This is a genomic window from Candidatus Protofrankia datiscae (assembly GCF_000177615.2).
In the GTDB taxonomy this organism is placed as follows: domain Bacteria; phylum Actinomycetota; class Actinomycetes; order Frankiales; family Frankiaceae; genus Protofrankia; species Protofrankia coriariae.
In genome coordinates this window covers 2,308,095-2,334,342 of sequence record NC_015656.1, presented here as the reverse complement: position 1 = coordinate 2,334,342, position 26,248 = coordinate 2,308,095, and the positions used below count along the sequence as shown (strand labels likewise).

The window sequence follows — 26,248 nt, the reverse complement described above, 5'->3', positions numbered from 1 at the left end:
AGATGACCACCGATGCTGACGTGCCCGCAACGGGCACGACCGGCACCGACACGACCACGGCTGTGCGCCCCGCCGCCGCGCCCGACCAGGGCGTCACCCAGCCGGAGACAGCGGGCCGCACGGCCCGGCCGGGCGCGCTCGGCCTCATCCTCGCGGCGATCGTCGGCGCCGAGTTCATCCTCCAGCTCGACGCCACGATCGTCGCCGTCGCACTGCCCAACCTGCAGGAGGATCTCGGGCTCTCCGCCGGCTCGCTGTCCTGGGTTGTCAACGGTTTCCTGCTCGCCTTCGGCGGCCTGCTGCTCTTCGGCGGCCGGCTGGGGGACGTTGTCGGACACCGCACCACCTTCATCGCGGGCACCAGCCTGCTCGCCGCCGCGTCCCTGCTCGCCGGGCTCGCGTCCAACGTCGGTCTGCTGCTGACCGGCCGCGTCCTGCAGGGCGCCGGAGCGGCGCTGGCCGGGCCGGCCGGGCTGGCGCTGCTCGCCACGACCTTCACCGGCGCGCGGCAGCAGCGGGCCTTCGCGGTGTATTCGACGGTGACCGGGTTGGCGGCGTCCGCCGGCATGGTGCTCGGCGGCATCCTCACCGACCTGGCGAACTGGCGCTGGACGCTGCTGATCAACGCGCCGATCGGTGTCGCCGTCGCGCTGCTCACCGCCCGGGTCGTGCCCTCCCCCAGTCGCTCCGACGAACGCCGTGCGCTCGACGTTCCGGGCGCGGTCCTGTCCGTGATCGGCATGACGGCTCTGGTCTACGGCTTCGTGGCGGCCGCCGAGGACGGCTGGGATTCCGGCAGGGCGGTCGCGGGCCTGGTGGGCGGAGTGGCGGTCCTGGCCGGCTTCGTCCTGCGGGAGGCACAGGCCAGCTCGCCGCTGCTGCCCCTGCGGGTGGTCACCCATCGTGGCCGGGCCGGCGCGTTCGTCAACCTGCTGCTGATGGCGTTCGCACTGACGGGCTTCCTGTTCTTCCTGACCCAGTTCCTCCAACGGGTCCTCGAGCTGGAACCGCTGGTCACGGGGCTGGCCTTCCTCCCCTTCGGGGTGTCCCTGCTGCTGGCGGCACGGGCCGTGCCGAAGATCCTCACCCGCCTGAACCCGCGGGCGCTGGCCATCCTCGGATTCGCCGTGATGGCCCTGGCGCTGTTCTGGCTCAGCCGTCTCGGCAACGACAGCGACTACGCCACCGGCATCCTCGTGCCGATCATCCTGCTGGGCGCCGGCGCAGGCGCGGCCGTCGTCCCACTCAACATCATCATCTTGTCCCAGAGCGCGCCGGAGGAGATCGGCGTCACCTCCGGGGTGCTCCAGTCGGCGCTGTCGGTCGGCGGTTCCCTCGGTATCGCCATCCTGCTGACGTTGTACACCGCTGCGGACGATGTCGCCGGCGGCGTCACCCGCGCCTTCACCGGCGGCGCAGTGATCGCCGCGGTCGCCGTCGTCCTCGGCCTCGTGTTCTGGTACCTGCCGGGACGCCGGCCCGCCGAGGCGGCCGCCTGAGTCCCGGCCGTCCCCGAGCCGATCCTCGCCGCCACTGCCCGGATCGCGCCCGGATCGTGTAAGCGGGCCCTGCCCCCGCCCGCCAGCGGGATTCGCGCTGCGCGGGTATGGCCCGACGCCCCGGCGAGCTGTACCGATCAGACGCATACCGATCAGACGGCAGGCCAAACTGGTCAGGATCGGTTTCTGGATTCACGCGGGTTGCACGGCCCGACGCCACGGCGGGCCGTGCCCGCGCCCGCGGGTGCGGCCCAATTCGGAACCGAATTCAGAAACAACGACGACCGCAGTGCCCGCGCCAGCGGGTGCCGCAGTCAGCCCGCCCGTCGGCCCAGACGCCCGCGCCCTGCCACCTCGCCGGCGAGGTGGCAGGGCGGGATGCCCCGTGGTGGATTTCCGGGAACGCCTCGCCATCCCGCCAACGAGGTGGCGGGCGGGATGCGAATGGAGCGGGCAGAGCCACCGCTACGCACCGCCCACCCGCTACGAGCCACCAACCAGGGTCTCGTCGAGCAGGGTGACGTACGCGGGCACCTGCGTGACCGATGTCAGGTCGTGCCGGAACGTCGTCGCGTCCTCGCCGCCGTCCCGCCCGTCCGCGGGGCCCGGCTCGGCCGGGACGAACCCGTGCCGGGGGTAGAAGTCGGCCACGATGCGGTTCTTCGCCGTCGGCCGGTAGGTGGCGGCGACGGCGTGCGCACCTGTGTCACGGGCACGTTCGAGCACGGTCGCCAGGCAGGCCTGCTCGATCCCCCGGGAGAACACCCGGCAGCTCAGCAGGAAGTTGTCGATGTGCACGACCCCCTCCACCCGGCGCAGGAAGACCGCGCCGACCAGGCCGTTGTCACCGAAACGGTCCTCGGAGCGGATCGTGAGCACCGTGTGCTCCGGCCGGTCGAGCAGATCACGCAGGTCCGGCGCGGGCAGCCGGCGGGTCGTGGTGTTGAACTGGTTCGTCCGCAGGGTGAGCTGGCTGACCCGAGGCACGTCGGCCTCCCGGGCCACCCCCAGCCGCACCACGATCTCCAGGCCGCCCAGGTACTCCTCGATCGAGGCGAAGCCCTCCTGGAAGTCGCGGCGGTCGAGTTCCTCCCGGTAGCGCCGCACCCGGACACGGTCCTCGGCGGTCAGCTCCCGGGTGTCGAACCATCCGTCACGCAGCACCGCGTCCAGGTGACCGGCGGGGTCCTCGTCGACCGCGACCACGGCGACGTCGGGCAGTTCGGCCCGGACGAGGCCGCGCTCGTAGGCGGAGTCGTCGACGAAGACGAAGCTGTCGACCCCGAGGTTGAGCGAGCTGGCAAGGTCCAGGAGGTTCTCGTGCTTGGGCCGCCAGTTGGCGATGATCCGCACGAAGTCGTCCGGGCGCAGCGTCATCTCCGGATGCCCGGCGAGCGCGTCGCGCACCACGTCGGCCTCGTTCTTGCTGACCGCGGCGAGCAGCACGCCCTGCGCCCCGATCTGCTTCACGACCTTCTGCACGGCCCGGAACGCCTCACCCCGGTAGGAGCCGGCGACCTCGATACCCTCCACCCCGTCGTCACCGACGATCCCGCCCCACAGGGTGTTGTCCAGGTCGAGCACCAGGGCCTTGCTGGTGCGCCCGGTGATGTTGCGGGCGAGGTGGCCGACCTCCCGGGCGTAGGCGGCGAGCAGGCCGGCGGACAGGTGGGCCTTGGCGTAGACCGTCAGCCGGGAGTCGGTGACCGGCACGCCCTCGGCGACGAGCGGGTCCAGATCGAGCACCACCAGCGCGGGAAAGCGTTCGGTGAGGCCGAGCAGCCGGGCGTTCGCCCGTCGCCACACCGCCCCCAGCCGGGCCCGCGACCGATGGTCGACGAGCTGGGCGGTGAACCGGCGTGGCAACGGCAGCGTGTTGAGCACCAGGGTTCCCCGGCTGATCTCGGTGAAGCGGGTGACCAGCGTCTCGAGCAGGGAGATCTTGGCATCCAGGACCCGTTCGACCGCGTCGGGATCCCACGGGAGCGGCACCTCGTCGAAGACGATCGTCGGGTCGAGCAGGGCCAGGACGAGATCGGCCGCATGGGCGTGCAGGGAGCTGCCGGGATCGGTGAGCTCGAACACGTAACTGTCGAAGGTCCCCAGCTGGGAACGCAGCAGCAGACCGTGCCGGCCGAGTTCCCCGGCCAGGGCCGGCAGCAGCGCGGAGACCGTGCCGTGCGCGGTGACGGCGATCCGCACGACCGGGGTCGACGGATGCTCCCGCAGCACCTCGTCCGGGCCGACCTGGACGAGCAGGCGCCCCGCCCGCGCCAGTTCCTCCGCGGAGGCGTCCGCCAGCAGTTGGCGGACCCGGGGGAACTCGGCGGCTATCCGGCCGTCACGGTGCAGGCCGAGCAGGTCGGTGGCGGCCCGCCGGCCGTCGGCGGGTGCCGGGGAAACGCCGGGGGCGGGCCGCGCGGAACCGGTGGTGCTGGAGACCGTCATCGCCGGGACCTTTCTCAAGAGTGGATCGGCGTCGATCCACGGGCGGAATTCGCCAACCGTCGTGACCGCCCTCGGACCGTCCGAACGCTGTCCGAATGCCAGCCGAACGCCATCCGAACGTCACGGCCACACAGTCAAATCATCCGGACGGCGACTAAAGCGGGGACTAAAGTTCCGCTAGTGTTGTGATCGCCGACGTCGTACGGGTGTGATGCCGTACGGGTTCGTTGCCGGTCGGGCCCAGGGCCGGAACTAGCGCCGTCCAAGGCGCGTCCCGCAGGATGTAGGACGCGGTTTTTACCGTCCACGGCCGATGCGGTCCGGCCACGGTCTCCCGGCACCGACGACGCGCTCCCAGCACGGCCACAGGCATGGTCATGAAGGTGACCGCGACGAGGACCACAATGAATGACCGCAATGAATGATCACGACGAATGGAGACGACGGATGGACAGCATCGAGGATCTGGTCACGCTCGTCCGCGACGAACTGGGCCTGCCGGTGTCGGCCACCGACGCCGGCCGAGAACTCGACGAGATACCCGGCTGGGACTCGGTGCACCTGCTCACCCTCGCGACCATCCTGGAACGGACGACCGGGCAGCGGCTGTCCCTGCCGGACGTCCTGGAGGCGACGAGCCTGGAGCGGCTCTACGCGCTGACCACCGGTCGGTAGGCTCCGCGTCCCACGGTTCGCCGGTTCGCCGGTTCGCCGGTTCGCCGGTTCGCCGGTTCGCCGGTTCGCCGGTTCGCCGGTTCGCCGGTTCGCCGGTTCGCCGGTTCGCCGGTTCGCCGGTTCGCCGGTTCGCCGGTTCGCCGGTTCCACACCCTGCTCAGGAAATTATCGACAAATACTGTGTGACGTTCCCCGAGTCGTTCCTGGACGGCCGGCTGATACCGGCCACGGCGGTGTACAGGAAAACTTTAGAACAGGCCGGCATCCTTGCAAGAATGACGGAGGTAGCCAACGGCACGCGGGCCGGCATCAGTATCGGTATCAGTATCCCCGAGCAGGACGTCCGCGATCCCCACCGCAGACTGTCCCACCTGTTCGACCCCGATTCGTTCGCCCCGTTCCCCTCCACCGGCAGCGGCCGGGTACTCGCCGGGCGGGGCCGGATAGGCGGCGTCCCGGTCATCGGCTACTGTACGGACGGCAGCCGGATGGGCGGGGCGCTCGGTTCCGAGGGTTCCAGGCACGTCGTGGCCGCCATCGAGGAGGCGGTCCGCACCGCAAGCCCGGCCATCGGGCTGTGGCACTCCGGTGGGGCGAGCCTCGCCGAGGGTGTCGAAGCGCTCGACGGCATCGGCCAGATCTTCGCCGCCATGATCCACGCTTCCGGCCGGGTACCGCAGATCTCGGTGGTGCTCGGGCCGGCCGCGGGCGGCGCGGCGTACGGGCCGGCGCTGACCGACGTCGTGATCATGGCGCCGGCCGGTCGCGTGTTCGTGACCGGCCCCGACGTCGTGCGCAGCGTGACCGGAGAACAGATCGACATGGAGGGGCTCGGCGGCGCCGACGCGCACGGCCGCCGTTCCGGTGTCGTCCACGTGCTGGCCCGTTCCGAGCGGGACGCCTACCAGCGGGCCCGCCGGATCACCTCCCTGCTCGCCGACCCGGGCCGTTTCGACCTCGGCGCCGGCCGGGGCCTGGCCGCCACCCTCCCCGGGCCCAGGACCGAGCCCGGCGCCGACGAGATCAGCGCCATCGAGGTTGGCGCCAGCACGCTCAGTGTCGGCGGCCCCGGCACCGGCACGGTCGGCACCGCCGAGGTGGGTGCCAGCGACGTCGGTGAGGATCTGCGGGCGCTGCTGCCGGACCGACCGCGGCGGGCCTACGACGTCCGGCCGCTGGTGCGCCGGCTCGTCGACGACGACCCCACCGGCGACGGTTTCGAGGAACTGCAGCCCCGCTGGGCGCCCAACATCGTCGTCGGGCTCGGCCGTCTCTACGGCCACAGCGTCGGCGTCATCGCGAACAACCCGCTGCGCAAGGGCGGCTGCCTGGACTCGCTGAGCGCCGAGAAGGCCGCCCGGTTCGTCCGCATGTGCGACTCCTTCGGCATCCCGCTGGTCGTGGTCGTCGACGTGCCCGGCTACCTGCCGGGCGTCCGCCAGGAATGGGACGGGGTGGTGCGCCGCGGCGCCAAGCTGCTCTACGCGTTCGCGGAGGCCACGGTGCCGCGCGTCACGCTCGTCACCCGGAAGTCCTTCGGCGGGGCGTACATCGCGATGAACTCCCGCTCGCTGGGCGCCACCGCCGTCCTGGCCTGGCCCGAGGCGGAGATCGCCGTCATGGGCGCCGAGGCCGCGGTCGGCATCCTGCACCGCCGGGCCCTGGCGGCGGTGCCCGACGACGAGCGGCCGGCGCTGCTCGCCCGGCTCGTCGACGACCACGCCCGCACCGCCGGCGGGGTCGACCGGGGGCTGGCCCTCGGTGTCATCGACGCCGTCATCGATCCCGCCGACACCCGCCGGCGCATCGCGCGGGTCCTCGCCTACGCGCCCGCCCGCCGCGGCCGCCACGGCAACATCCCCCTGTGACGGCCTCCCGGTAATGATCCCCTTGTTATCGCCCCTGACCACCGGATACAGGTGCTCCGGGCTGAAACAAACGGGTGCCCCGGGCTGGTAGGGGTGATGGCCGCGAGTTCAATGGGGGTATGGCAGTAGTCGGCTGGGTGGCGTTCGGAATTCTCCTGCTGGTGTGCGCGGTGGCGGTGTACGACGTCCTTCAGCGCCGGCACTCGATCCTGCGGACCTTCCCCGTCATCGGGCATCTGCGCTTCCTGCTGGAGGACGTCGGCCCGGAGCTGCGCCAGTACATCGTGACCGGCAACGACGAGGAGCGGCCGTTCAGCCGCGACCAGCGCCGCTGGGTGTACGCCACGGCCAAGCGGGCCAACGCCAACTTCGGCTTCGGCACCGACAACGACCTGGAGCTGTCAGCGAACTACCTCATCGTCAAACCGGCGGTCTTCCCGCTGCCGGCGCCCGCGCCCGGCGACGACCACCTGGAATGCCGCAAGGTGCTCGGCGCGGCGCGCGGCCGGGCCCGCGCGTTCCGACCGGCATCGGTGGTCAACATCTCGGGGATGAGCTTCGGCGCGCTGAGCGCACCGGCGATCGCCGCCCTCAACAAGGGCGCCGCCATCGCCGGCTGCCTGCACAACACCGGCGAGGGAGGTGTTTCCGACCACCACCTGCAAGGTGGTGACCTGGTCTTCCAGATCGGCACGGGCTACTTCGGCTGCCGCACCCCCGACGGCCGGTTCAGCCTCGAACGCCTGGTGGAGCTCGTCGGCCAGCACCCGATCCGCGCGTTGGAGATCAAACTCAGCCAGGGGGCGAAACCCGGCCTCGGCGGCGTCCTGCCCGCGGCGAAGGTCACCCCCGAGATCGCCCGCATCCGGGGGGTGCCGGTCGGGCAGACCTGCGTCAGCCCATCCACCCATTCGGCGTTCAGCGACGTGGACAGCCTGCTCGACACCGTCGAGGAGATCGCCGCGGCGACCGGGCTACCGGTGGGGATCAAGTCGGCCGTGGGCGAGCTGGGCTTCTGGGAGGACCTTGCCAACCGGATGGTGTCCACCGGCCGTGGGGTCGACTTCATCACCATCGACGGGGGCGAGGGCGGCACCGGCGCGGCACCGCTGGCCTTCAGCGACCATGTCGCGCTCCCGTTCAAGCTCGGCTTCAGCCGGGTGCACGCCATCTTCGCCGCCGCTGGGCTCGACGAACGGATCGTCTTCGTCGGCTCGGCCAAACTCGGCTTCCCCGAGACCGCGCTGCTGGCCATGGCCATGGGCTGTGACCTGGTCAACGTCGGCCGGGAGGCGATGCTGGCCCTGGGCTGCATCCAGGCGCAACGCTGCCACACCGGCCACTGCCCCACCGGGGTGGCCACCCAGTCCCGCTGGCTGACCCGCGGGCTCGACCCCCAGGACAAGGCCGCCCGGGTCGCCAACTACGTCAGTGGGCTGCGGCACGACCTGCTGCGGCTCGCGCACGCCTGCGCGGTCAGCCATCCGGCCCTGGTCACCCTCGACTCCTTCGAGATCCTCGACGGACACTTCGGCTCCCGACCCGCCGGCGAGGTCTTCGCCACCCCCGGCGCCGGCACCGCGAAAAAGTGGGACGACCGGGTGGTGTGACGACGCGGGTCCGGCGATCACTCCAGGGGGGACATGACGGGTGACGCGGACTGTTGCTCAGGTACCGCGGCGGTCACGTCGGGGCGGATCCCGAGTTCGTCGAGTCGTTCCCACAGGGAGGCGAGCGCAGCCTCCGGGTGCCGGTAGTACGCCGAGCCGCGGACCCGCCAGAATTTCCATCCCTGATCCTGGAGCATTCGCTGGCGGCGGAGGTCGGCCTCCCACCGCTGCGGACCGTGGAACTTCTCACCGTCGCATTCGACGGCCAGCCGGTCGTGCTCGCCCTGCACGACGAAATCGATGCGGCAGCCGCCGGCCTCGTGCTGCGGGCGTACCCGGTAGCCTCGGCGCAGCAGATCCCGCAGGACACGTCTCTCGAAATCGCTCTCGCATTTTTCCTCGAGGGTGGCGGCCTGCGCCTGCGGGTCGTTGACGGCGTATGCGTAGGTGAGCAGGTGTCCACGCACGTCGTCGGCGTGCAGCGCGCCCGGGTCGACGCTGTGGAAGATCCAGAGCTGGTTGCGGGCCCGGCTGGCCGCCACGTTGATCCGCTGCTGGTCGGCCTTTTTCGTCGCGGCCGACCGGTTGTCGTCGGCGACGACGGAAATGAAGATGACGTCCCGCTCGTCGCCCTGGAAATTGTACGGGTCACCTACCCGGATTCGCCGTTGTTCGTATTCGTCGCCGCCGAGCACGGCGAGCAGTTTCTGTTCGATCAGGCGGCCCTGCGCGTTCCCGAGCAGTGTGACGACGCCGAATGTCATCCCGTCGTACGCCGGGTCGTCCCGGCAGTCGAGAATCCGCTGGACCACGGCGGATGCCTCGGGCTCGTTGACGTCCCCGTACTGTCCGCGGGTACGGACCCCGTCGGGCACGCGGACGGGGCGGACCGGCGAGCCGATCCCGAGATCGGTGCCCTCTCGCAGGGGGAGGATTCTGCCGGCGTAGAAACGGTTCGAGAACTCGATGATGTCCGGCATGCAGCGGAAGTGCTCGCGTAGCAGCACCACGTCGGGAAACACCCTGGTGGCGGTGTCGTAGAGGCTGGCCTCGACATCCAGCAGGGAGCGCTGCGCGAGGTCGGGAAGATGCGTCTCGATCAGCTGGAACACCCGGGACCGGTCGACACCGACCGCCGCCGGACTGATCTGCTTGTCGTCCCCGACGACGACGACCTTGCGGCCCAGCGCCAGCACTCCCATGGACAGCACGTCGCACTGGCTGGACTCGTCGACGATGACGACGTCGAAGAGATCCGTCCGGCGTGGGTCGAAGCTCTGCAGCACACGGTGGATCGGCATGATCCAGACGGGGACGGCGCCCATCGCGGCGGGCATCTGCTCGCGCGCGTCCGCCTCCCACCTGCGGGCGAACTTGCCGGTTCCCCTGCCGATCCTCGCCAGCGCCTGCAGCCAGCCCATCAGCGCACGGCGCTGCTCCTCGCGCAGGTTGGCCTTCATGCCGAGCCGGGCGGAGCGGACGGCGACGTCGAGGACGAGCCGGCGGACAGCGGCCGTCGCCTCGATGATCCGCTGTTGGAGGACGGCGGCGTCACCGCGTTCGAGCAGGGCGTCCAGCCAGGTCTGGGCCTGACGCCAGCGCCACAGCTCGGGCAGGTCCGGCGCCGAGCCGCACACGGCCGTGTCCCCACCGCTACCGATGATCTTTGCGGCCCACAGGGGAGCGACGGCGGCGAGCCGGCCGGCGAGCGCGTCGCGGCGGTCCAGCGCCGGCCGCAGCTCGGTGAGCCGTTCGATCTCGTCGCACGTGGCCGTCCAGGCAGAGAGGTCGTGCCGGTCACGCCGGTCGAGGACGTCGCGCAGCGTCCCCCACAGCGGTCCCGGGTCCGGCTGCCCACCGCCGCCGCCGAGATATTCGCGCCACCTGTCGAACCATGCCGTGAGCTGGCGCTCCTCCCCGCGTTTCGCGGCCGCCTCCAGGATGTCTCCCGCGGCGGCCAGCTGCGCGGCGGTCGGCCGGACGGGCGTGCCGGGCAGGACGGCGCGCAGCCGGTCCAGCAGCGCCGGCCCGTCGGTGATCTCCCAGGCGATCGCGTCGCGCAGCAGGTCGACGTGGTGTTCCAGGCTCGGTACGAACGCGGGGTCGTCGGTCGACAGCGGCGGCCCGCCGACCGTACCGACCAGATCATGGTAACGACGTCCGGCGGCGGTGACGGTCGTCCGCTCTCGGATCTTCGCCCGGACCGTCTCGACGTCGTCGACCGTGCGCAGCTCGAAGCCGTCGACGCGGGTGGCGGCGTGAAAGGCCCGCAGCTCCCGACCGCCCACCCGGGGGATGCCCCGGCCGGCGGCGAACCTCTCGGCAAGATCGTTGAGTGTCGCCTCCTGGACACGGGGATCACCCTCCGCGACGACGACCGTCCGGCCGAAGGTCGCCCGGCGCAGCTCCACGATCGTCCGGGTCTCGGCGGCGAGCTGTTCGGCCTGCTCCGCCCAAAGGCGCCCGCGTATGCCCGCGACTGCGCGACCTGCGCGCGCACGGCCGCCAGCCACGGTTGCTCGGCGGCGGTGACACGGGCCGTCGCCGCGCGGACCGCGGCGAGAAGGTCGGCGAGAGCGTCGCCGCCCAACGTGTCCACCGCGGTGAAGGAGGCGCCCTGGGCCTCCAGGTCGGCGAGGTCGTCGCGCAGCTTGTCGAGCCGCCGGTACTGCTCGGCGAGCTGGCCGGCTGACGGCAGGCTTCCCCGGGCCGGCAGGTCGTGGCGGGCCGCGGCCGCGTCCGCCGCGGGGATGGCGGCGAACCGGATCAGTTCGTCGAGTTCGGCCACCGACAGCGGGGGACGCTGATGCTCGGTGAGCCGGTCCGGTATGCGGTCCCACCCGGTTTCGTGGCTGGCGAGCCAGTCGGCCACCCGGGCGGCCTTTGCCGGCCCGTCGGCGAGGGGAAACTCCGCGGCTTCGGCCGCGAGCAGGTCGACCAGCCGCAGCTCCAGCCCACGCCGTTCGGCGTGCGCGGCGTCGAGGTCCGTCAGCAGCGCGTCGACCGTCGCACGCTCGACCCCCTCGTCGATGCTCGACACCGCGTCCATAATCATCTGTGCGGAGGCGCGGAGCTCGCCGAGGGCCGCGGAGGTGGAGCCGAGCACCGCGATCGACAGGTCACGCAGCTCGGCCGGGATCTTGTCCCGGAGCACGGCAAGGGCCTGCTCGTTGTGTGCCGTGACCAGCACCCGCCTGCCGTGGGCGACGAGATGACTCACGAGGTTCGCGATCGTGTGGCTCTTGCCCGTGCCCGGCGGGCCCTGCACCGTCACCCCACGGGACCGTTCGAGCTGGCTGGCGATGCGCTCCTGCTCGTCGTTGGTGGGCAGCGGCATCAGCAGCCGCCGCCCGAGCGGGCCGGCGGCGACGCCTGCGCCGTCACCGTTGTCGGCTGTCGCGGTCGTGCCCGGGCCGCCGGCCGGGAGCCGGCCGGCGTTCTCGTTGTCCACGACCGCGGCGAGCGCTTCCGGCAGCACGTCACGCTCGGTGAGAACCTGCCGGAGCTCGGCGTAGAACCGCTGGTAGAGCGCTGGACGGGGGCGGACGAACAGCACCCAGGTGTCCACCAGCACGGGCGAGGCCGCCGGCGGCGGGACCTGGTCGGCCAACGGGCCCCGCCGGCCGAGGAGAACCCTGGCGTCGAGGCCCAGCGGGGCGACGATCTGCCGGTACACCTCGGTCAGCCCGTCCTCGCTCCACAGGTCCGGCGGGCTCGCCCGGACGGCGTCGCGCAGTGCGCCCAGCTCCTCGAGCGCGGCGATCCCCAGCCCGTGCAACGGGTCGGTCTCGACAGCGGGATAGCCGTCCGGCAGCACGCTCAGGTCCCCGTTGTCGGGATCCAGCTCGATCGTCAGGGGGGTGACGAGCAGCGGATGATCGATAAAATGCTCACCCGGCGCCCAGGACAGAACGCCGTGCCCCCACACCAGTTCGTGGGTGGCGCTGTCCCGGGCCAGCCGCAGCCGCAGGTCGTACAGCCGCTGGTAGAGCAGCCGGGCGGACCGCGCGGGACGGGCGGTGTTCGCCCATGGCTCCCACTGCTGCGTTATCCAGGTGGAAAGCTCGGCCCGCAGGCGCTGTGGGTCCTCACCGTCACGTGCGCAGGCCTCCTCGAAATCCGCTGGCAGCGCCGGCGGGTCGGGCAGATCGACCGTGACACCCGGCAGGTGGTCCGCCAGCCGGGCCGGTAGCACCGGCGGTGGCGGCTCCACCGCCTTGCCCACCCGCAGCCAGGACGACCGGGTCGCGCTCGGGCCCAGGGCGACCGCCGGGTGCGTCGGGACGTCACGCGGCCGGGTCAGCGGCGAATCGTAATCCGTCAGCCGCCGTTTCGGTTTCGTCGACAGCTCCAGCGCGAGTGCGGCCAGGTAGTCCAAAAGGTGCAGCGACCGCGCCTTCACCTTTTCGTCGTACCCGACCACTGTGTCTCCCCACGCGCAGGCACCCGTCACGGACAGGACGTTTCTATCGGACGGATCCGACATCCCCCGACACGTCTGGCCCGCGAGAGGCGGGCCCGTACCGTACGGATCACCCGAGCGGGCCGCCGCCAACCATACGTGCAGAAGAGACTACGGTTGGTCTCTTCGAGCCGGTCTCTTCGAGAAGGAACCGGATCGGTGCGGCAGGAACACCGTGGGTGTCCGGTCCGCCAGCGCCGGTCGCAGGCCCGCGCGACAGGGCTCTGTCGGTGCGGTCGGGTGTCGAACCGGGAGCCGAGACCACGGCCACGGCCACGGGCCGACGATCACAGGCACACGGTTGCCGCAGCCGGGCGGCCCGGGGAGCAGGCCGGGCGCCGGGACCCGCGGGCGGTCAAGCCGGGCTTCAGGGCGCTGCCGCATGATCGGTCAGGTCACGATCGGTTGTGTACGGCGCGGCGGCCACGCTTCGTCGCCCGGAGAAGAGGGCGGAAAACCCTGCCATGACCAGCCCACGCACGCCGTCCGGCCGCCGGCGGCGGCTGCCCGTCCACCCGTCTGCCGTCTCCCGCCAGGCGGACTCGACGTGGCTGTTCGGGCGCCACCTGCGGTGGCTGCTCACCGGTGCGCGGGCAGCCCTGCGCTGGACCGGCTCGACGCTGGTGCTGGTGGGCGAGACGGCCGTGTTCGTCTGGACGGGATGCCCGGTCCGGCCGCCGGTCGGGCCCGTCGAGAGCCGGCCCCGCCCGTCGACCCCGCCCGGCCATCCCGAGCGGGTACCCGCCGAGCGCGTCCCCAGCCCGGCCGAACGCGGGCTGTGGCGCGAACTCGACGACATTCCCGATCCTTTCCCGGTCCACCCGGAAACATCCGACGGCCCATATCGGTGACCGCCGGTACGAGGTGGCGGGTGACAGTGCCGCGGCCCGCGGAGACGGCTGAATATCGATATCGCTGTCCGTCACATCGTCTCCCGGGCTGTCTTCCGGGCCGGCCCGCGTATCCGGACCGGTGGCATCCCCCGCGGTTTGGGAGTGCTTAAGCAGCTGGGACCACACTGGCTGTGCGGAGCAGAAAGCACCACGAAAGCCGGGCCCGGCGAATCTGACGAAACGGTTCCGGACAGCGTTCAGGACAGAACGGAGCACACAACATGGCGGATCTGCCCACCCGCTATCTCGGCAAGCTCGAGGTAAGCGCACAGGGGCTGGGTGGCCTGGGCATCAGCGAGTTCTACGGGCCGACCGACGACGCCGAGTCGCTGGCGACCATCCGGCGCGCACTCGATCTCGGCGTTACCCTGCTCGACACGGCCGACGTCTACGGCCACGGCCACAGCGAGCGGCTGATCGGCCAGGCCATCGCCGGCCGGCGTGACGAGGTGGCGGTGGCGACGAAGTTCGGGGTCCGCCGAGCGGACAACGGCATCGGCCAGGAGGTGCGGGGTGACCGGGAGTACGTGCGGGAGGCGATCGACGCGTCACTGACCCGGCTCGGCATCGACCACGTCGATCTTTACTACCTGGCCCGGTTGGACCCCAAGGTGCCGATCGAGGACACTGTCGGAGCGCTGGCCGAGCTGGTCGAGGCCGGCAAGGTCCGCTATCTGGGGCTGTCCGAGGTGGGTGCGGGGACGCTGCGGCGGGCGCACGCGGTACATCCGATCACGGCGCTGCAGAGCGAATGGTAGGTGTGGACCCGCGGTATCGAGGAGGAGGTCGCTCCGACCGCCCGCGAGCTGGGCATCGGCATCGTCGCCAACGCCCCGCTGGGCCGGGGTTTCCTCACCGGCCGGTACCGCGGCCGCGACGTGTTCGGGCCGGACGACTTCCGCTTTCTCGCGCAGCCGCGGCTGACCGCCGAGAACCTGCCGCGCAATCTCGCCCTGGTGGACCGGCTGGCCGCGATCGCCACCGAGCGGGGGGTCACCGCCGGTCAGCTCGCGCTGGCCTGGCTCGCCCACCGAGGCCCGGACGTGGTGCCGATCCCGGGTACCCGCCGGCAGGACCATCTGCTGGAAAACCTCGCCGCCGTCAGCATCACCCTGACCGACAAGGAACTGGCCGCGATCGAGGCGGCCATTCCGCCGGAGGAGGTACGGGGCGCGAAGCTCACCGATTTCAGCCTTCAGTTCGTCGACCTGTGACACGGTCGGGGACCATGACCGCTGTTCCCGCCTCGGTCGTCCATCAGGCATCGGTCGTTCACCAGGCATCAGTCGTCCACCAGGATGGCCTGGTGCAGTTCGCGTACGGCGCGGCCCGGCTCAAGGCCGAGTTCGGCGACAATGGTGTGCCGGGCACGCTGGTAGACCTGCAGCGCGGCGGCCCGCCGGCCGCTGCGGTGCAGGGCCAGCATGAGCTGGCGATAGAACACCTCGTGCAGCGGGTATTCGGCGACCAGATTCCGCAGGAGGCCGACCAGGTCCCGGTGCCGGCCGAGCCGGAAGTCGCATTCGACCAGATTCTCGTAGCACTCCAGCCGCAGTTCGTCGAGCCAGGCGACGAAACCGTCGACGATCTCGCCCCCGCGCTGGTCCTCCAGGACCCGGCCGCGCCACAGCTCCAGCCCGCCGGTCAGGGACGTGGAGGCCGACTCGTAGTCACCCACCCGGAAGGCCGCCCGTCCCTCGTCGAGCAGCCGCAGGAACTCCAGCAGATCCAGCTCGTCCGGGCCGACCCGCATGAGATAGCCCGGTGAACAGGTCACCAGGTCGGAGCAGTCCCGGCCGTTGGCGGCGAGGAACTTGCGCAGCTGCGAAACATAGACGTGTAGTCCGGCGACAGCCCGGCGCGGAGGTGAGTAACCCCACAGTTCCGCGACGAGCTGTTCCGTCGAGACCACCTCGTTCGCCTTTATGAGAAAAACCGCAAGAAGCGTCGCCACCTTCCGCGCGTTGATAGACGCCACCCGCTCGTTCTCAATTATCCGCAACGGGCCCAGCAACTGGAACATGGGATCAGACCTCCGCAGACGAGTGGATTTCGTCGACCGCAGTCGACTGGCCCCCGTTCCGCCCAGTCTCACATACTCATCCACTCCCGGCATCGGAGGAACCCCATATCCGTTCACGAATTCTCGGCCTGGAAGTGGTAACGGAGGACACATTGTTTCTTATTCATGTCTGAAGTTCTGCACCGCTGTGACGCCGCCGGCGACATCAGCCGGGCCAGCGCCGCCCGGGAGGGGACCTGCGAGCATGCGGTGGATACGGGCCAGGCGCAGCTGGACGGTCCGCGGGCTGGGGTTCGGCTCGTCGGCGATCTCCTTGTTCTTCCGGCCGGTGCCGGCGACGTACGCGATCTCGCATTCGCGGCCGATGAGCGAGGTACCCGGTAAGCGAGGCGGGCAGTGGGCGTGCCGGCCCGTCCACGGGCCGGTGTGGGGTGGTGGGCCGAGGCCGTTGCCCCCATCGCTGCCGGCAGCCACCCTGCCGACAGCCACTCCGTCGGCAGCCACGCCAGCCCCCGTCCCAGCAGGAGGAACGGCGGCAGCACGGTCTGGCCGGTGGGTACGGCCAGCGCGGCGCCCCGGTCGCGGTGATGCTCGGCGTCACCGCGATGTCCCAGGCACGCTCTGTACACCCGAGCGCGCCCGCGGGCCCGAACACGCCTGTGTCCGGGCACACCTGTACCCGGGCGCACCTGGCGGCGTCCGGGATGCGCCGCGCACCTGGACCGGCGGGGCAACGGCCCCCAGACAGACCGGAACACCTCGGCGGGCAGGAAGAGATGATCACCGGGCATCGTGGTGAAAATTCCCCTGTTGTTCCGCAGAACGACACAAAAAAGCAACGGATCTGGAATCAGACGCCAACAGTCCACACCCGTTCGGCACACGGGGAACGGACCCACGGCATGGGTCCGCCGCTGAAGGGGCTGGATTACCGGTGGGCGCCGAAGGAGCGGCTCGGCGACAGGGGGAGGCGTGCCGCCGGACAGGAGGCACTCACCACTGTGCCGAAGTCGACGTGGCGACGCCGGAACAGATTTGCGGCCTGCGACCGCGGGACGGCGTACGAATGGCCGGCATTACACCGGCGGAAACGGGCTGTGACGCCGCACCTCATCCGCCGCGTCCTCCCAGCCCAGCCCGGTGTGTCGACGTCCGCACCGTACCGGTGTGATGCTCCAGTTTGCAAGAGTCGAGTGAGTCAGAAAGCCGTAACACCGGGTAACCGGAGACCGGTGGCAATAATCGACATCAGCGCCTCCAGTTGGCCGGCGCGCTCCGGTGCCTGCTCCCGGACCCAGGCAATGGCGCTGACCAGGGCGATCACTTCGTCGACCCCGATGTCCGCGCGGACCTCCCCGGCGCGCTGGGCCCGGGTGAGCAGCGCCGCGGCGGCGTTGTCCACGTTCTTGCAGGAGCGGTGCAGCGCGGACCGCGCGTCGCGGGACCCGTTGAGCAGGGCGGCGGCGACACCACGATAGGTAGCCACGTACGCCACCAGATCGGACAGCCAGGTGATCAGGGCGGTACCCGGGGCCTCGGACTCCAGCAGCCGGTCCGCCTCTGCGCAGATGGCGGTGGTGCGGTCGTGCACCAGCGCCTCCAGCAGCGCCTCCCTACTGGCGAAGTGCCGGAACAGCGTGCCGATGCCGACACCCGCGCGCCGGGCCACCTCGTTGAGGGATATCTCGTCGTCCTGGCTGGTCATGGCCTCCCTGGCCACGGCGAGGATCCGCTCCCGATTGCGCCGTGCGTGGGAGCGCATCGGCCGCCCGGTGGCCTCCGCCAGGTCACTCATGCGCGCCGCCACCCATGCGAAACCTCCCTGCTTCGACCAGGCTCCTTGACTGAGCCTATGAACTGCGACCCGCACAGGCGGCGTCTTCGCCCCTGTCGGCCCCTCCGGAGCCGCCGCCACCCTGGCGTCCGAACCTGCCAGCAGTTACTGTCTGCATTCACTTGACGCAACCATAACGGCTGGTAGGCTCGACATTGGCTGTTTGTAGGCAACTAATTGTTTTACTCGACGCATCCAGGCAGACCGGATGGCAGTCGACCGGAATTCTGGGCGCCATAACTCTGTGTCAGTGGTGACACGATGGTGTGGCGGTCCGCCGTGACGCCGATCCAGGTGCCCGATACCGGGCCGGGGAAACCGGTTCTCAGCATCGGATCGCGTACGAACATCGTCGGTCGTTATTCTCCGTTACCCGAAGGGACGGAGCAAGGCGCACGAAGTGTCGGCCCCGGTCCGGGATCGGGCCCGACCGCCCAGGCAGAACCGGGGTCGTTTCACCGAAATCAGCGCTCCGGTCCGGTCACTGACCCACGGCTCCGCACGGGGTTCGGGTGGAAGTCCGAACGCGGTGGGATACATCCGGCCGCGGCAACATGGACGGAAGCAGGTCACAATGATCAGCGGAGTGATGGCCGGCACGCCGACCGGTGGGGCTGACTGGTCGTCACGGCAGCGACAGGAACGTTTCCGGGAAAATCAATCCGCCGCCCTGCGGGAATGTCTGCTGGGACGACGGGCGGCGGGCTGCGACCTGCTCGCGCGGGCGCTGACGGCTTCCCTGACCGCGCCAACGGTGGACAAGGTCTCGTTGCTCGCGACGTTGGGGCTGCTGGCGATGGTCGGTGAGAAGCCGCCCTCGGCGGACCAGGTCGATCTCGTCGCCCGAGCGATCACCGATGGTGACACCTTGGCGGTGGCCGGATTACACGCGGTACACGCGCAGCGGGCTGTTTTCGCCGCCGAGACCACCACCGCCCGGACCTGGGCCTGCGCGTCCGCCACCGCGGTGGACAGGCTGAGCGACGCTGAACTCGCCACCTGCCTGGAGATCGTCGCGCTGCTGGCCTGGGTGGAGGCATGCCTGGGGCGTCGCTATGACGCCGAGCGTCACTGCGACCGGGGCGCCGCGCTGGCCGTACACACCGGCCAGACCGTGCTGCTGCCGTTCCTCCTGCTGGGACGGGGGCTGGCGTGGCTGCCGACGGCGATGGGGCAACGGCCTCGGCCCACCACCCCACACCAGCCCGCGGACGGGCCGGCCCACCCGCTGCTTGCCTCGCTCACCGACCGCGAACGCGAGATCGCGTACGTCGCCGGCACCGGCCGGAAGAACAAGGAGATCGCCGACGAGCTGAACCTCAGCCCGCGGACCGTCGAACTGCACCTGACCCGTATCTACCGCAAGCTCGGGATCCCCTCCCGGGCGGCCCTGGCCCGGCTGATGTCACAGCTCGGTGATGTCACGGCGGAGCGGGACGCCGACGGCGCATGAGAAACAGCGGCTGACAACACGCGATCCGCATACGACACCCTGTGCGGGGAGCGCAAAGCCGCGGAGCGCCCGCGGAGTGCCCGCGGCGCCGGCATCGCTACCAGCACCGACAGGCACCCCGCGGGCTGGGGCAGGTTTCTCCCTCCGAAGGAAACGGGTCCTGCCCCAGGGGCCGCCGGCTCGCCCCGGGCGGACGACGGCAGGCTGTTCCGGTCGCCCATTCCATTACAGCCTGTGTCAGGTCCGTCCAGGGCGGGCGGCGGCCGGCCTGGCCGGCCCGGCCGTGGTTGCGCTCAGGCCGGTTCGACAGAGATCACACCCGTCGGGCACAGCCTGCTGGCCAGCTCGACGTTGTCCCGGTGGTGCGCCGCGGGCGTCGCCTCCAGGATGATCACGAGACCTTCGTCGTCGTCGTGCTCGAACACCTCCGGGGCGGTCAGCACGCACAGCCCGGCGCCGATGCAGCGCTCCCGGTCGGCGCGCACCCGTATCCGCCCGTTGTCGGGCGACGGGACCGGGGCGGGGCCGTCGGCCGGCCTGGTCACCACGTGACCGGCAGCGACTCGAGTCCCTGCATGGTGCCGGAGGAGCGCATCCGCAGGTCTTCGAACGGCACGGCCAGCCGCAGCCCCGGAATACGGGCGAACAGCGTGCGATAGGCGGTCTCCAGCTGCAGCCGGGCCAGGTTCTGGCCCAGGCACTGGTGAATGCCGTAGCCGAAGGTGAGGTGCTGACGGTTGCCCCGGGAGATGTCGAAGACGTGCGGGTCGGCGTGCACCGACTCGTCCCGGTTCACCATTGTCGAGGACACCACGATGCCGTCACCGGCCCGGATCACGACGTCGTCGATCTCGATGTCGTCGGTGACCCAGCGGACCGCGGCAAAGTCGGTGACGGCCAGGTAGCGCAGCAGTTCCTCCACCCCTGTCTGTACCGGCACCTCGCCGGAGATGAAAGCGGCCAGCTGCTCGGGATGGGCGAACAGGGTGACCACCCCGAGCGGAATCATCGACGATGTCGTCTCGTAACTGGTCAGGTCTGGTAGATCGTTTGTTTTTGGTTTCCCGGCTGGCTGGGACTCCTCGATGGCCTGAAGGCCCGGGTCGTTGGTGCTGTGTGGTTGATCGGGCCGTAGGGTCCGGGTGTGTCGGATGGTCCGCCCGCGTCGCCGCCGGTGCCGTCGTATGACGAGCTCGCGGCGCTGGTGGTGAGTCTGCGGGCGCAGCTGGTCGAGACCGCTGCGGCGTTGGAACAGGCGCGGGTGCGGATCGCCGAGCTGGAAGCTCAGGTCGCGAAGAACTCGCGGAACTCGGCGAAGCCACCGAGTTCGGACGGGCTGGCGAAACCGCCACCGAAGTCGCTGCGGAAGAAGACCGGCCGCAGGCCCGGTGGGCAGGGCGGGCATCCGGGATCGACGCTGCGGATGCTCGCTGAGCCTGATGTGCGCCTGCGGCATGAGCCGGGGCCGTGTGCGGGGTGCGGGGCGGGGCTTGCGGGCCGGCCTGTGACCCGGACCGAACGGCGGCAGGTGTTCGACCTGCCCGAACTACGTCCGCATGTGGTCGAACATCAGCTCATCGAGCGGGAGTGCGGCTGCGGGACGCGGACGAAGGCGGCGGCACCGGCCGGGGTGGACGCGCCGGTGCAGTACGGGCCGCGGGTGGCCGCGGCGGTGGTCTACCTGTATTCCGGTCAGTTCCTGTCGCAGGAGCGGACCGCGACCGCGCTGGCCGAGCTGGTTGGGATCCCGATCTCGGCGGGCACGGTCGGTGCGATGACCGCCCGTGCCGCCGCCGGACTCGACGGCTTCCGTGACACCGTCCGGGGTCTGCTGGCCGCCGCCGACGTGATCGGGGCCGATGAGACGGGGCTGCGGGTCGCCGGGAAACTGCACTGGGTGCACTGCGCCCGCACCGACAAGTACACGCTGATCGACTGCCATGCCACCCGCGGCAGCGGCGGGATCGACGCCCTCGGGGTGCTTCCCGCCTTCGGTGGGGTGGTGGTCCACGACGCCTGGGCCCCCTACGACAGCTACACCGGCGCCACCCACCAGCTGTGCGTCGCTCACGTGCTGCGCGAACTACAGGCCGTCGTCGACGCGGCCCCGACGGGAACCTGGTGCTGGGCCGCCCAGGCAGGCGACGCGCTCGTCGCCCTGCACCGCCTCGCCGTCGACGCCGCCACTACCGGCGTCACCATCGACGAGCAGGCACCGGCCACCCAGACCCGGCAGCTGCGCCACGCCGCTCACATCGGGATCAGCCAGACCTCGCCGCGCGGCACGAAACTCATGGCCGCCCGCCATGCCCTGGCCTGCCGGCTCGTCGACCGCGAAGCCGACTACCTTCGGTTCACCCGCGACTGGCGGGTTCCCGCGGACAACAACGGCTCCGAACGCGACATCCGCATGATCAAACTACGGCAGAAGGTATCCGGCTGCCTACGCACGCTCACCGGCGCCCGCCAGTTCTGCGCGATCCGCAGCTACCTGTCCACCGCCACCAAACACGGCATCAGCCTGTTCGACGCTCTCGTCCAACTTGCCGAGGGCCGTCCCTGGATGCCCGCGATCAGCTAACTCAAGATCAAAAACTACCTGACTAGTTACGTCGTCTCCAGCCCGGCGATCATCAGCACCATGGAAAGCTGGGTCAGTTCCGCGGCGGTAATGGTGCCGGCCTGCACATAGTGGACCAGCCGGCCGATCACCCCGTCACCGGGCTCGGTGAGGTTGCGCTCGACCAGCGTGCCCAGGTACTGCGCGAGCTGGGCACCGGCCGCCTCGGTCTCGGCCGGTTCCCGGGCCTGCATCACCCCGGCGGTGGCGGCCTGGAAGAACTTGTGGTCCTCGTAGGGCACCCCGACCAGTTCGGACATCACCAGCGACGGGATCGGCAGCGCGTAACTCTGGACCAGGTCGGCCGTCGGGCCGGCGGCGAGCATGTCGTCGATGAGCCCGTCCACCAGCTCCTGGATGCGCGGTGCCAGCGCCCGCGCCTTCTTGAGGCTGAACTCGGGGTTGAGCAGGCGGCGGTGGATGTCGTGGATCGGCGGGTCCTCCCCCACCAGCACCAGCTTGCGGGCGGCCTGGGCCCCCAGGTGCGGCGCCATCGTGGGGTACTCCTGGCGGGTGCGGTCCGCGGACAGCTTCGGGTCGCTGAGCAGTCGACGGCCCTGCGCGTACCCGGTCACCAGCCACACCCTGCGCTTGTCCCACAACGTGACCTTGTTCAACGGGCCGCGGCTGCTGATCTGACGGTAGGACTCCGGCGGCTGGTAGGGGACGGTCCGAGGCACCGGAAAAGACGGGGCATCTTCAAGATCAACAGACAAGACGGCCTCCAACACGGCGGTCGACTGTGGTCGAACGGTCCGGGACAGTAGAACGGAAGCAACGGTAATGTTTCCCCGAACTGTCCACAAGAACACTTAAGAACGACCTTCGCCAGCTTTTGCCGGCGCTTCAGAATCGCGTTTCTGTGCCTCCCCCAGCACAATCACGGAGGCAGTCCACTCACTTTAGAGGCCGGCAAGGAAGCCACTAGGAAACGCCATGATGATAGGTCTCACGGCCGACCCCTCCCCCTGCCGAAACGGAGCCGGAAGTGCGCGTTGGCATCAACTACCTCAGCCCCTCGACCGCCATTGACCAGGAGTCGACCCGGGAGAAGTACCGGGACTTCTTCGACCAGGTCGAATGGGCCAACGACAAAGGCTTCACCGGTATCTGGATCACGGAGCACCACTTCTCCAGCTACAGCCTGAGCGCCTCGCCGTTGCTGCTGCTCACCAAGGCGGCGGCGATCGCCCCCGACCTGCGGCTGGGCACCGGTATCCTCGTGCTGCCGCTGTGGGATCCGGTGCGTCTCGTCGCCGACGTGTCCACACTGGACGCCATCAGCGACGGCCGGGTCGACCTCGGCATCGGGCGCGGCTACCAGCCGCACGAGTTCCACGGCTTCGGCCGGGACCTCGCCAACAGCCGTGAGGTCTTCGAGGAGTCGGTTGAGCTCATCCTGCAGTTTCTGACCCGCTCGGAGACGAGCTTCACCGGCCGGTACCACCACATCGACACCACCGTCACGGTGCTGCCGCGGCCGGTGCAGACCCCCCATCCGCCGGTGTGGCTGGCCGCGGCCACCGAGGAGTCGACCGCCTTCGCGGTCCGGCACGGCTTCCACCACCTCGGGCTGGCGCTGTCGTCGCCGGCCGACCTCGCCGAGCGGCGGCGGTTCATCGACAGCCTGGCGGAGCAGGCACCGCCGGGCGCCACCGACACGGAGTTCTCCGCGAACCGGTTCGTGTTCGTCGGCACGGACCCGGACGCCCGCGAGGCGGCCGTCCGCGAGGTGGCCCGCCAGCTCGGCGCCTCCCGCGCGCTGGCGCAGGGCGGGGTGCCCGTCGACGGGGTCGTCCCCGGGCTGCTGGGCACGGTCGACCCGGCGGACGAGGCGCTGGCCCGCGACCGTCTCGTCGGCGGCAGCCCACAGGAAGTGCTGGCCCAGTTCGTCGAGCTCGCCGAAGCCGGGGTCGGCTACGTCAACGCCGCCTTCCAGTTCGGCGCGCTGCCATCCGATGCCGCGTTCGCCTCGGCGAAGCTGTTCGCCGCGGAGGTGCTCCCAGTGCTCGCGGAAGTGGCACCCACCCGGCCGGCGCCGCTGGCCCAACCCGTCTGAAGACGATGGTGACCGCGACCGCATCCTTCCCACCCGCCCCCGCGGGGGACGGGGTGGAGCGTACCGACGTCGTCATCGTCGGTGCCGGCCCCACCGGCCTCATGCTCGCCGGCGAGCTGCGCCTCGCCGGCGTCGAGGTCGTCGTCCTCGAGGCGCTCGAGCGGCCGGCCGGGCAGTCCCGGGCACCCGGTGTGTACGCCGCCACCCTGGCGGCATGGCACCAGCGGGGCCTGCTGGAGCTGTTCGGGGACCGGCTGCGACCGGCCGCCGCCGGGCACTTCGCCCTGCTGGCCGGTGGGCTGGACCTGCGCCCGCTCGACACCGACCGGCCGGCCGCCCTGATCGGGCAGGCCGAGGTCGAGCAGGTGCTGGCCGAGTGGGCGACCGGGCTCGGCGCGTGGATCCGGCGCGGGCACCGCGTCGTCGGGCTCACCCGGGCCCCGGGCGGCGTGCGGGCACTCGTCACCGGGCCGGCGGGCACCTACCATCTCGACGCCGACTACCTGGTCGGCTGTGACGGCGGCCGCAGCACGGTCCGCCGGGCTGCCGGCTTCACCTTCGCTGGCACGTCGGCGACCGCCGAGGTGCTGCTCGCCGACGTCCGCGGGGTGCCCGCCAGCCAACTGCGGACCCTGCCCCGCGCCCCGTTCCCGTTCCTGCGCAACGAGCGCGGCTGGGTCGGGCTCACGCTGCTGGACGCGGACACCACCCGGGTGTTCGTCCGCGGCCCCGCCCGGGCCCCCGCCCCGGGCGGGGCCGCGCCGACCTTCGAGGAGATCCGTGACAGCGCGGCCCGCATCGCCGGGCTCGACCTGTCCGGTGGCGTCCCGATATGGGTCAGCCGGTTCGGCAATGCCACCCGGAAGGTTACCGAAAGTGTCCGCGGCCGGGTCGTGCTCGCCGGGGACGCGGCCCACGTGCACCCGCCGTTCGGCGGGCAGGGACTCGGGCTGGGCATCGCCGACGCGGTGAACCTGGGCTGGAAGCTGGCCGCGACAGTGCGTGGCCGGGCACCGGCCGGCCTGCTGGACACCTACCATGCCGAGCGGTACCCGGCCGTGGCCGCGGTCCTGCGTCTCACCCAGGCACAGGACGTGCTGATGGGCGGCGGGCCCGCGGTCGACGCCCTGCGGGAGGTGCTCACGCGGGTCTTCGCCGAGCCCGACGCGAACCGGCTGATGGCCGCGGAAGTGACCGGCCTGGGGCTGCGCCACGACCTCGGCGACGATCATCCGCTGGTGGGCCGGCGGCTGCCCGACCGGGCGCTGCGCACCGCGGACGGGACCCCGACCAGTACGTCACGCCTGCTGCACCCGGCCCGCGGGGTGCTCCTCGATCTCAGCGCGAACCCCGGTGCGGGCTTCGGTGCGGACCTCGACACGGGCTTCGGCGCGGGCCTCGGCGCAAGCTTCGCGCCGAGCCGGCTCGGCGCCGGCTGGGCCGACCGGGTCGACACCGTCGCCGCCCGGCTCGAGGAGGCCACCGACACGGCAGCCGCCGACGGGCGCCCCGGCGACGAGCTCGCGCGGCTGGCGGCCGTCCTCGTCCGGCCGGACGGGCAGGTGGCGTGGGTGGCACAGCACGGCGACCCGCCCGACGAGGCGGGCCTGCGCACGGCGCTCACCCGCTGGTTCGGCGCCGCGGACGCCGACGCCGTCGCGGGCGGCCCTCGTCCCGGAACCGGAAGGAGCCAGCACCGCACCCACCGTCCTTGACCCGGCTGTGCCGTAGCACGACCGGCTGTGCCGTAGACCCGGAGGAACCCGATGACCCCGCCCGATGTCCACCTCGCCGCCGTCGGCACGGCGCTGCCCGGCCCTCCCGTCGACAACGCCGCCCTGGCCCGTCGCTTCGGGATGGACCCGATCTGGGAGGAGTGGGTCGACACCTTCATCGGCACCCGCACCCGCCATCTCGCGGTCGACCTGGACACCGGCGAGGTTCGCTACTCGCTGGCCGACCTGGGCGAGGCCGCCGGCCGGCAGGCGCTGGAGACCTCCGGCTTCACCGCCGAGGACATCGACCTCGTGGTGATGGGCACGGCGACCCCGGACCACCTGATGCCCGCCACCGTGAACGTGGTCGCCGACCGGCTCGGCATCGACGGTATCTCCACCTACCAGCTCCAGTCCGGGTGCGCCGGCGCCTTCCAGGCGCTCGACGTCGCCCGCCAGATGCTGCTCACCGGCCGGCACCGCACCGCCCTCGTCCTCGGTGGTGACGTGATCGCCAAACACTACGACCTGGAACTCGACCTGCGCCGCCTGCCACCGGCCGAGATGGTCAACGTCGCGCTCTTCGGTGACGGCGCCGGCGCCGTCGTGCTGACCACCGAGCCGCGTGGCGACTCCACCGCGCTGCGCACCGTGTTCACCCGGCTGGCCGGGCTGCGCCGCGCGCCCGGCCAGATCCTGGAGTGGTACGGCCCGGCACAGCGCCATCTGGACGGCACCGGCGCCCGGGAGGACTACAAGGCCATCGAGGCGTCGGTGCCGGTGATGGCCGAGGAGATCCTGGCCGAGCTGCTCAAGCAGCTCGGGTGGTCCTCCGACGAGGTCGACTACGTGCTGCCGCCGCAGCTGTCCGGCACCATGACCGCCCGGATCATGGCCCGGCTCGACGTGCCCGGGATGCACGAGGTCACCTGCGTCAACGAGACCGGCAACAACGCCAACGCCCTGCCCTTCCAGCAGCTCGAACGGGTGCTGCCCCAGCTCGCCGACGGCGACCGGGTACTCGGCATCGCCGTCGAGTCCAGCAAGTGGATCCAGGCCGGATTCGCCCTGGAGAAGGTGTGAGACGCC

The 26,248-nt window shown here is 71.1% G+C and carries 19 protein-coding genes and 2 pseudogenes; 12 read left to right on the top strand and 9 right to left on the bottom strand.

What is annotated here, in order from left to right:
* Positions 1 to 2 precede the first annotated feature (2 nt).
* Positions 3 to 1,499, top strand: coding sequence for an MFS transporter (locus FSYMDG_RS09555; protein ID WP_013873333.1), 1,497 nt, complete (start codon positions 3 to 5; stop codon positions 1,497 to 1,499).
* A gap of 483 nt (positions 1,500 to 1,982) precedes the next feature.
* On the opposite strand, the gene FSYMDG_RS09550 is transcribed toward FSYMDG_RS09555, so the two are convergent.
* Entirely contained in the window at positions 1,983 to 3,947 is a 1,965-nt protein-coding gene (locus FSYMDG_RS09550; RefSeq protein WP_013873332.1) for an HAD-IIIC family phosphatase, read from the bottom strand.
* A gap of 447 nt (positions 3,948 to 4,394) precedes the next feature.
* On the opposite strand from FSYMDG_RS09550, the gene FSYMDG_RS09545 reads away from it, so the two are divergent.
* The 3 genes from FSYMDG_RS09545 (at position 4,395) to FSYMDG_RS09530 (ending at position 8,100) form a co-directional block, all read left to right on the top strand.
* Complete coding sequence (locus FSYMDG_RS09545) at positions 4,395 to 4,622, top strand: acyl carrier protein (protein ID WP_013873331.1); 228 nt, start codon at positions 4,395 to 4,397, stop codon at positions 4,620 to 4,622.
* Between the two features lie 275 nt (positions 4,623 to 4,897).
* Entirely contained in the window at positions 4,898 to 6,490 is a 1,593-nt protein-coding gene (locus FSYMDG_RS09535; RefSeq protein ID WP_043605914.1) for an acyl-CoA carboxylase subunit beta, read from the top strand.
* A 119-nt stretch (positions 6,491 to 6,609) separates the two neighbouring features.
* Positions 6,610 to 8,100, top strand: a complete 1,491-nt coding sequence (locus FSYMDG_RS09530; RefSeq protein ID WP_013873329.1) for an FMN-binding glutamate synthase family protein — start codon at positions 6,610 to 6,612, stop codon at positions 8,098 to 8,100.
* Between the two features lie 17 nt (positions 8,101 to 8,117).
* On the opposite strand, the gene FSYMDG_RS28270 is transcribed toward FSYMDG_RS09530, so the two are convergent.
* Complete coding sequence (locus tag FSYMDG_RS28270; protein WP_050803452.1) at positions 8,118 to 10,613, bottom strand: AAA domain-containing protein; 2,496 nt, start codon at positions 10,611 to 10,613, stop codon at positions 8,118 to 8,120.
* Between the two features lie 2 nt (positions 10,614 to 10,615).
* On the opposite strand from FSYMDG_RS28270, the gene FSYMDG_RS28265 reads away from it, so the two are divergent.
* On the top strand, positions 10,616 to 10,792 hold the full coding sequence (locus FSYMDG_RS28265) for a hypothetical protein (protein ID WP_237703057.1): 177 nt from the start codon (positions 10,616 to 10,618) through the stop codon (positions 10,790 to 10,792).
* A gap of 456 nt (positions 10,793 to 11,248) precedes the next feature.
* Here FSYMDG_RS28265 and FSYMDG_RS28260 read toward each other — a convergent pair.
* Positions 11,249 to 11,437 (bottom strand): annotated as a pseudogene (locus tag FSYMDG_RS28260) (AAA domain-containing protein); the annotation flags it as partial.
* A gap of 1,589 nt (positions 11,438 to 13,026) precedes the next feature.
* Between FSYMDG_RS28260 and FSYMDG_RS28255 the strand changes: the two are divergent.
* Together FSYMDG_RS28255 and FSYMDG_RS09510 are read left to right on the top strand one after the other, a co-directional pair.
* Positions 13,027 to 13,413 carry a DUF6059 family protein gene (locus FSYMDG_RS28255; RefSeq protein ID WP_013873328.1) on the top strand — a complete coding sequence of 129 codons (387 nt, stop codon included), beginning with the start codon at positions 13,027 to 13,029 and terminating at the stop codon, positions 13,411 to 13,413.
* A gap of 263 nt (positions 13,414 to 13,676) precedes the next feature.
* Positions 13,677 to 14,669, top strand: a pseudogene (locus FSYMDG_RS09510) (aldo/keto reductase).
* A 68-nt stretch (positions 14,670 to 14,737) separates the two neighbouring features.
* On the opposite strand, the gene FSYMDG_RS09505 reads toward FSYMDG_RS09510, so the two are convergent.
* The 3 genes from FSYMDG_RS09505 to FSYMDG_RS09495 all read right to left on the bottom strand — a co-directional run bounded on the left by FSYMDG_RS09505 (position 14,738) and on the right by FSYMDG_RS09495 (position 17,273).
* Positions 14,738 to 15,478, bottom strand: a complete 741-nt coding sequence (locus FSYMDG_RS09505; protein ID WP_013873327.1) for an AfsR/SARP family transcriptional regulator — start codon at positions 15,476 to 15,478, stop codon at positions 14,738 to 14,740.
* 159 nt (positions 15,479 to 15,637) lie between these two features.
* Positions 15,638 to 15,982 (bottom strand): LuxR C-terminal-related transcriptional regulator, encoded by a 345-nt coding sequence (locus FSYMDG_RS09500; RefSeq protein ID WP_013873326.1) that lies wholly within the window; start codon positions 15,980 to 15,982, stop codon positions 15,638 to 15,640.
* Between the two features lie 694 nt (positions 15,983 to 16,676).
* Entirely contained in the window at positions 16,677 to 17,273 is a 597-nt protein-coding gene (locus FSYMDG_RS09495) for a TetR/AcrR family transcriptional regulator (RefSeq protein ID WP_131772424.1), read from the bottom strand.
* Between the two features lie 613 nt (positions 17,274 to 17,886).
* On the opposite strand from FSYMDG_RS09495, the gene FSYMDG_RS09490 reads away from it, so the two are divergent.
* Positions 17,887 to 18,765: a helix-turn-helix transcriptional regulator gene (locus tag FSYMDG_RS09490; RefSeq protein ID WP_013873323.1), complete on the top strand. Its 879-nt coding sequence runs from the start codon at positions 17,887 to 17,889 to the stop codon at positions 18,763 to 18,765.
* Between the two features lie 293 nt (positions 18,766 to 19,058).
* On the opposite strand, the gene FSYMDG_RS09485 is transcribed toward FSYMDG_RS09490, so the two are convergent.
* Together FSYMDG_RS09485 and FSYMDG_RS09480 are read right to left on the bottom strand one after the other, a co-directional pair.
* Entirely contained in the window at positions 19,059 to 19,310 is a 252-nt protein-coding gene (locus tag FSYMDG_RS09485) for a ferredoxin (protein ID WP_013873322.1), read from the bottom strand.
* A complete protein-coding gene (locus FSYMDG_RS09480; RefSeq protein WP_050803450.1) occupies positions 19,307 to 19,774 on the bottom strand; it encodes a cytochrome P450 in 468 nt (155 codons plus the stop codon). The genes FSYMDG_RS09485 and FSYMDG_RS09480 overlap by 4 nt, the downstream gene beginning before the upstream one ends.
* A 135-nt stretch (positions 19,775 to 19,909) precedes the next feature.
* Between FSYMDG_RS09480 and tnpC the strand changes: the two genes are divergently transcribed.
* The gene (tnpC, locus tag FSYMDG_RS09475; protein WP_013871651.1) at positions 19,910 to 21,346 is read left to right on the top strand and encodes an IS66 family transposase; all 1,437 of its coding nucleotides are present in this window, start codon (positions 19,910 to 19,912) and stop codon (positions 21,344 to 21,346) included.
* 26 nt (positions 21,347 to 21,372) lie between these two features.
* Here the strand turns inward: tnpC and FSYMDG_RS09470 are convergent, their stop codons facing one another.
* Positions 21,373 to 22,065 (bottom strand): cytochrome P450, encoded by a 693-nt coding sequence (locus FSYMDG_RS09470; protein WP_050803448.1) that lies wholly within the window; start codon positions 22,063 to 22,065, stop codon positions 21,373 to 21,375.
* Between the two features lie 308 nt (positions 22,066 to 22,373).
* Between FSYMDG_RS09470 and FSYMDG_RS09465 the strand changes: the two genes are divergently transcribed.
* From FSYMDG_RS09465 to FSYMDG_RS09455, 3 genes are read left to right on the top strand one after another with little or no spacing between them, the layout of a single operon-like run.
* Positions 22,374 to 23,444, top strand: coding sequence for an LLM class flavin-dependent oxidoreductase (locus FSYMDG_RS09465; protein WP_013873321.1), 1,071 nt, complete (start codon positions 22,374 to 22,376; stop codon positions 23,442 to 23,444).
* A 5-nt stretch (positions 23,445 to 23,449) separates the two neighbouring features.
* The gene (locus FSYMDG_RS09460) at positions 23,450 to 25,159 is read left to right on the top strand and encodes an FAD-dependent monooxygenase (protein WP_013873320.1); all 1,710 of its coding nucleotides are present in this window, start codon (positions 23,450 to 23,452) and stop codon (positions 25,157 to 25,159) included.
* 51 nt (positions 25,160 to 25,210) lie between these two features.
* Positions 25,211 to 26,242 (top strand): 3-oxoacyl-ACP synthase III family protein, encoded by a 1,032-nt coding sequence (locus FSYMDG_RS09455; RefSeq protein ID WP_013873319.1) that lies wholly within the window; start codon positions 25,211 to 25,213, stop codon positions 26,240 to 26,242.
* Positions 26,243 to 26,248 lie beyond the last annotated feature (6 nt).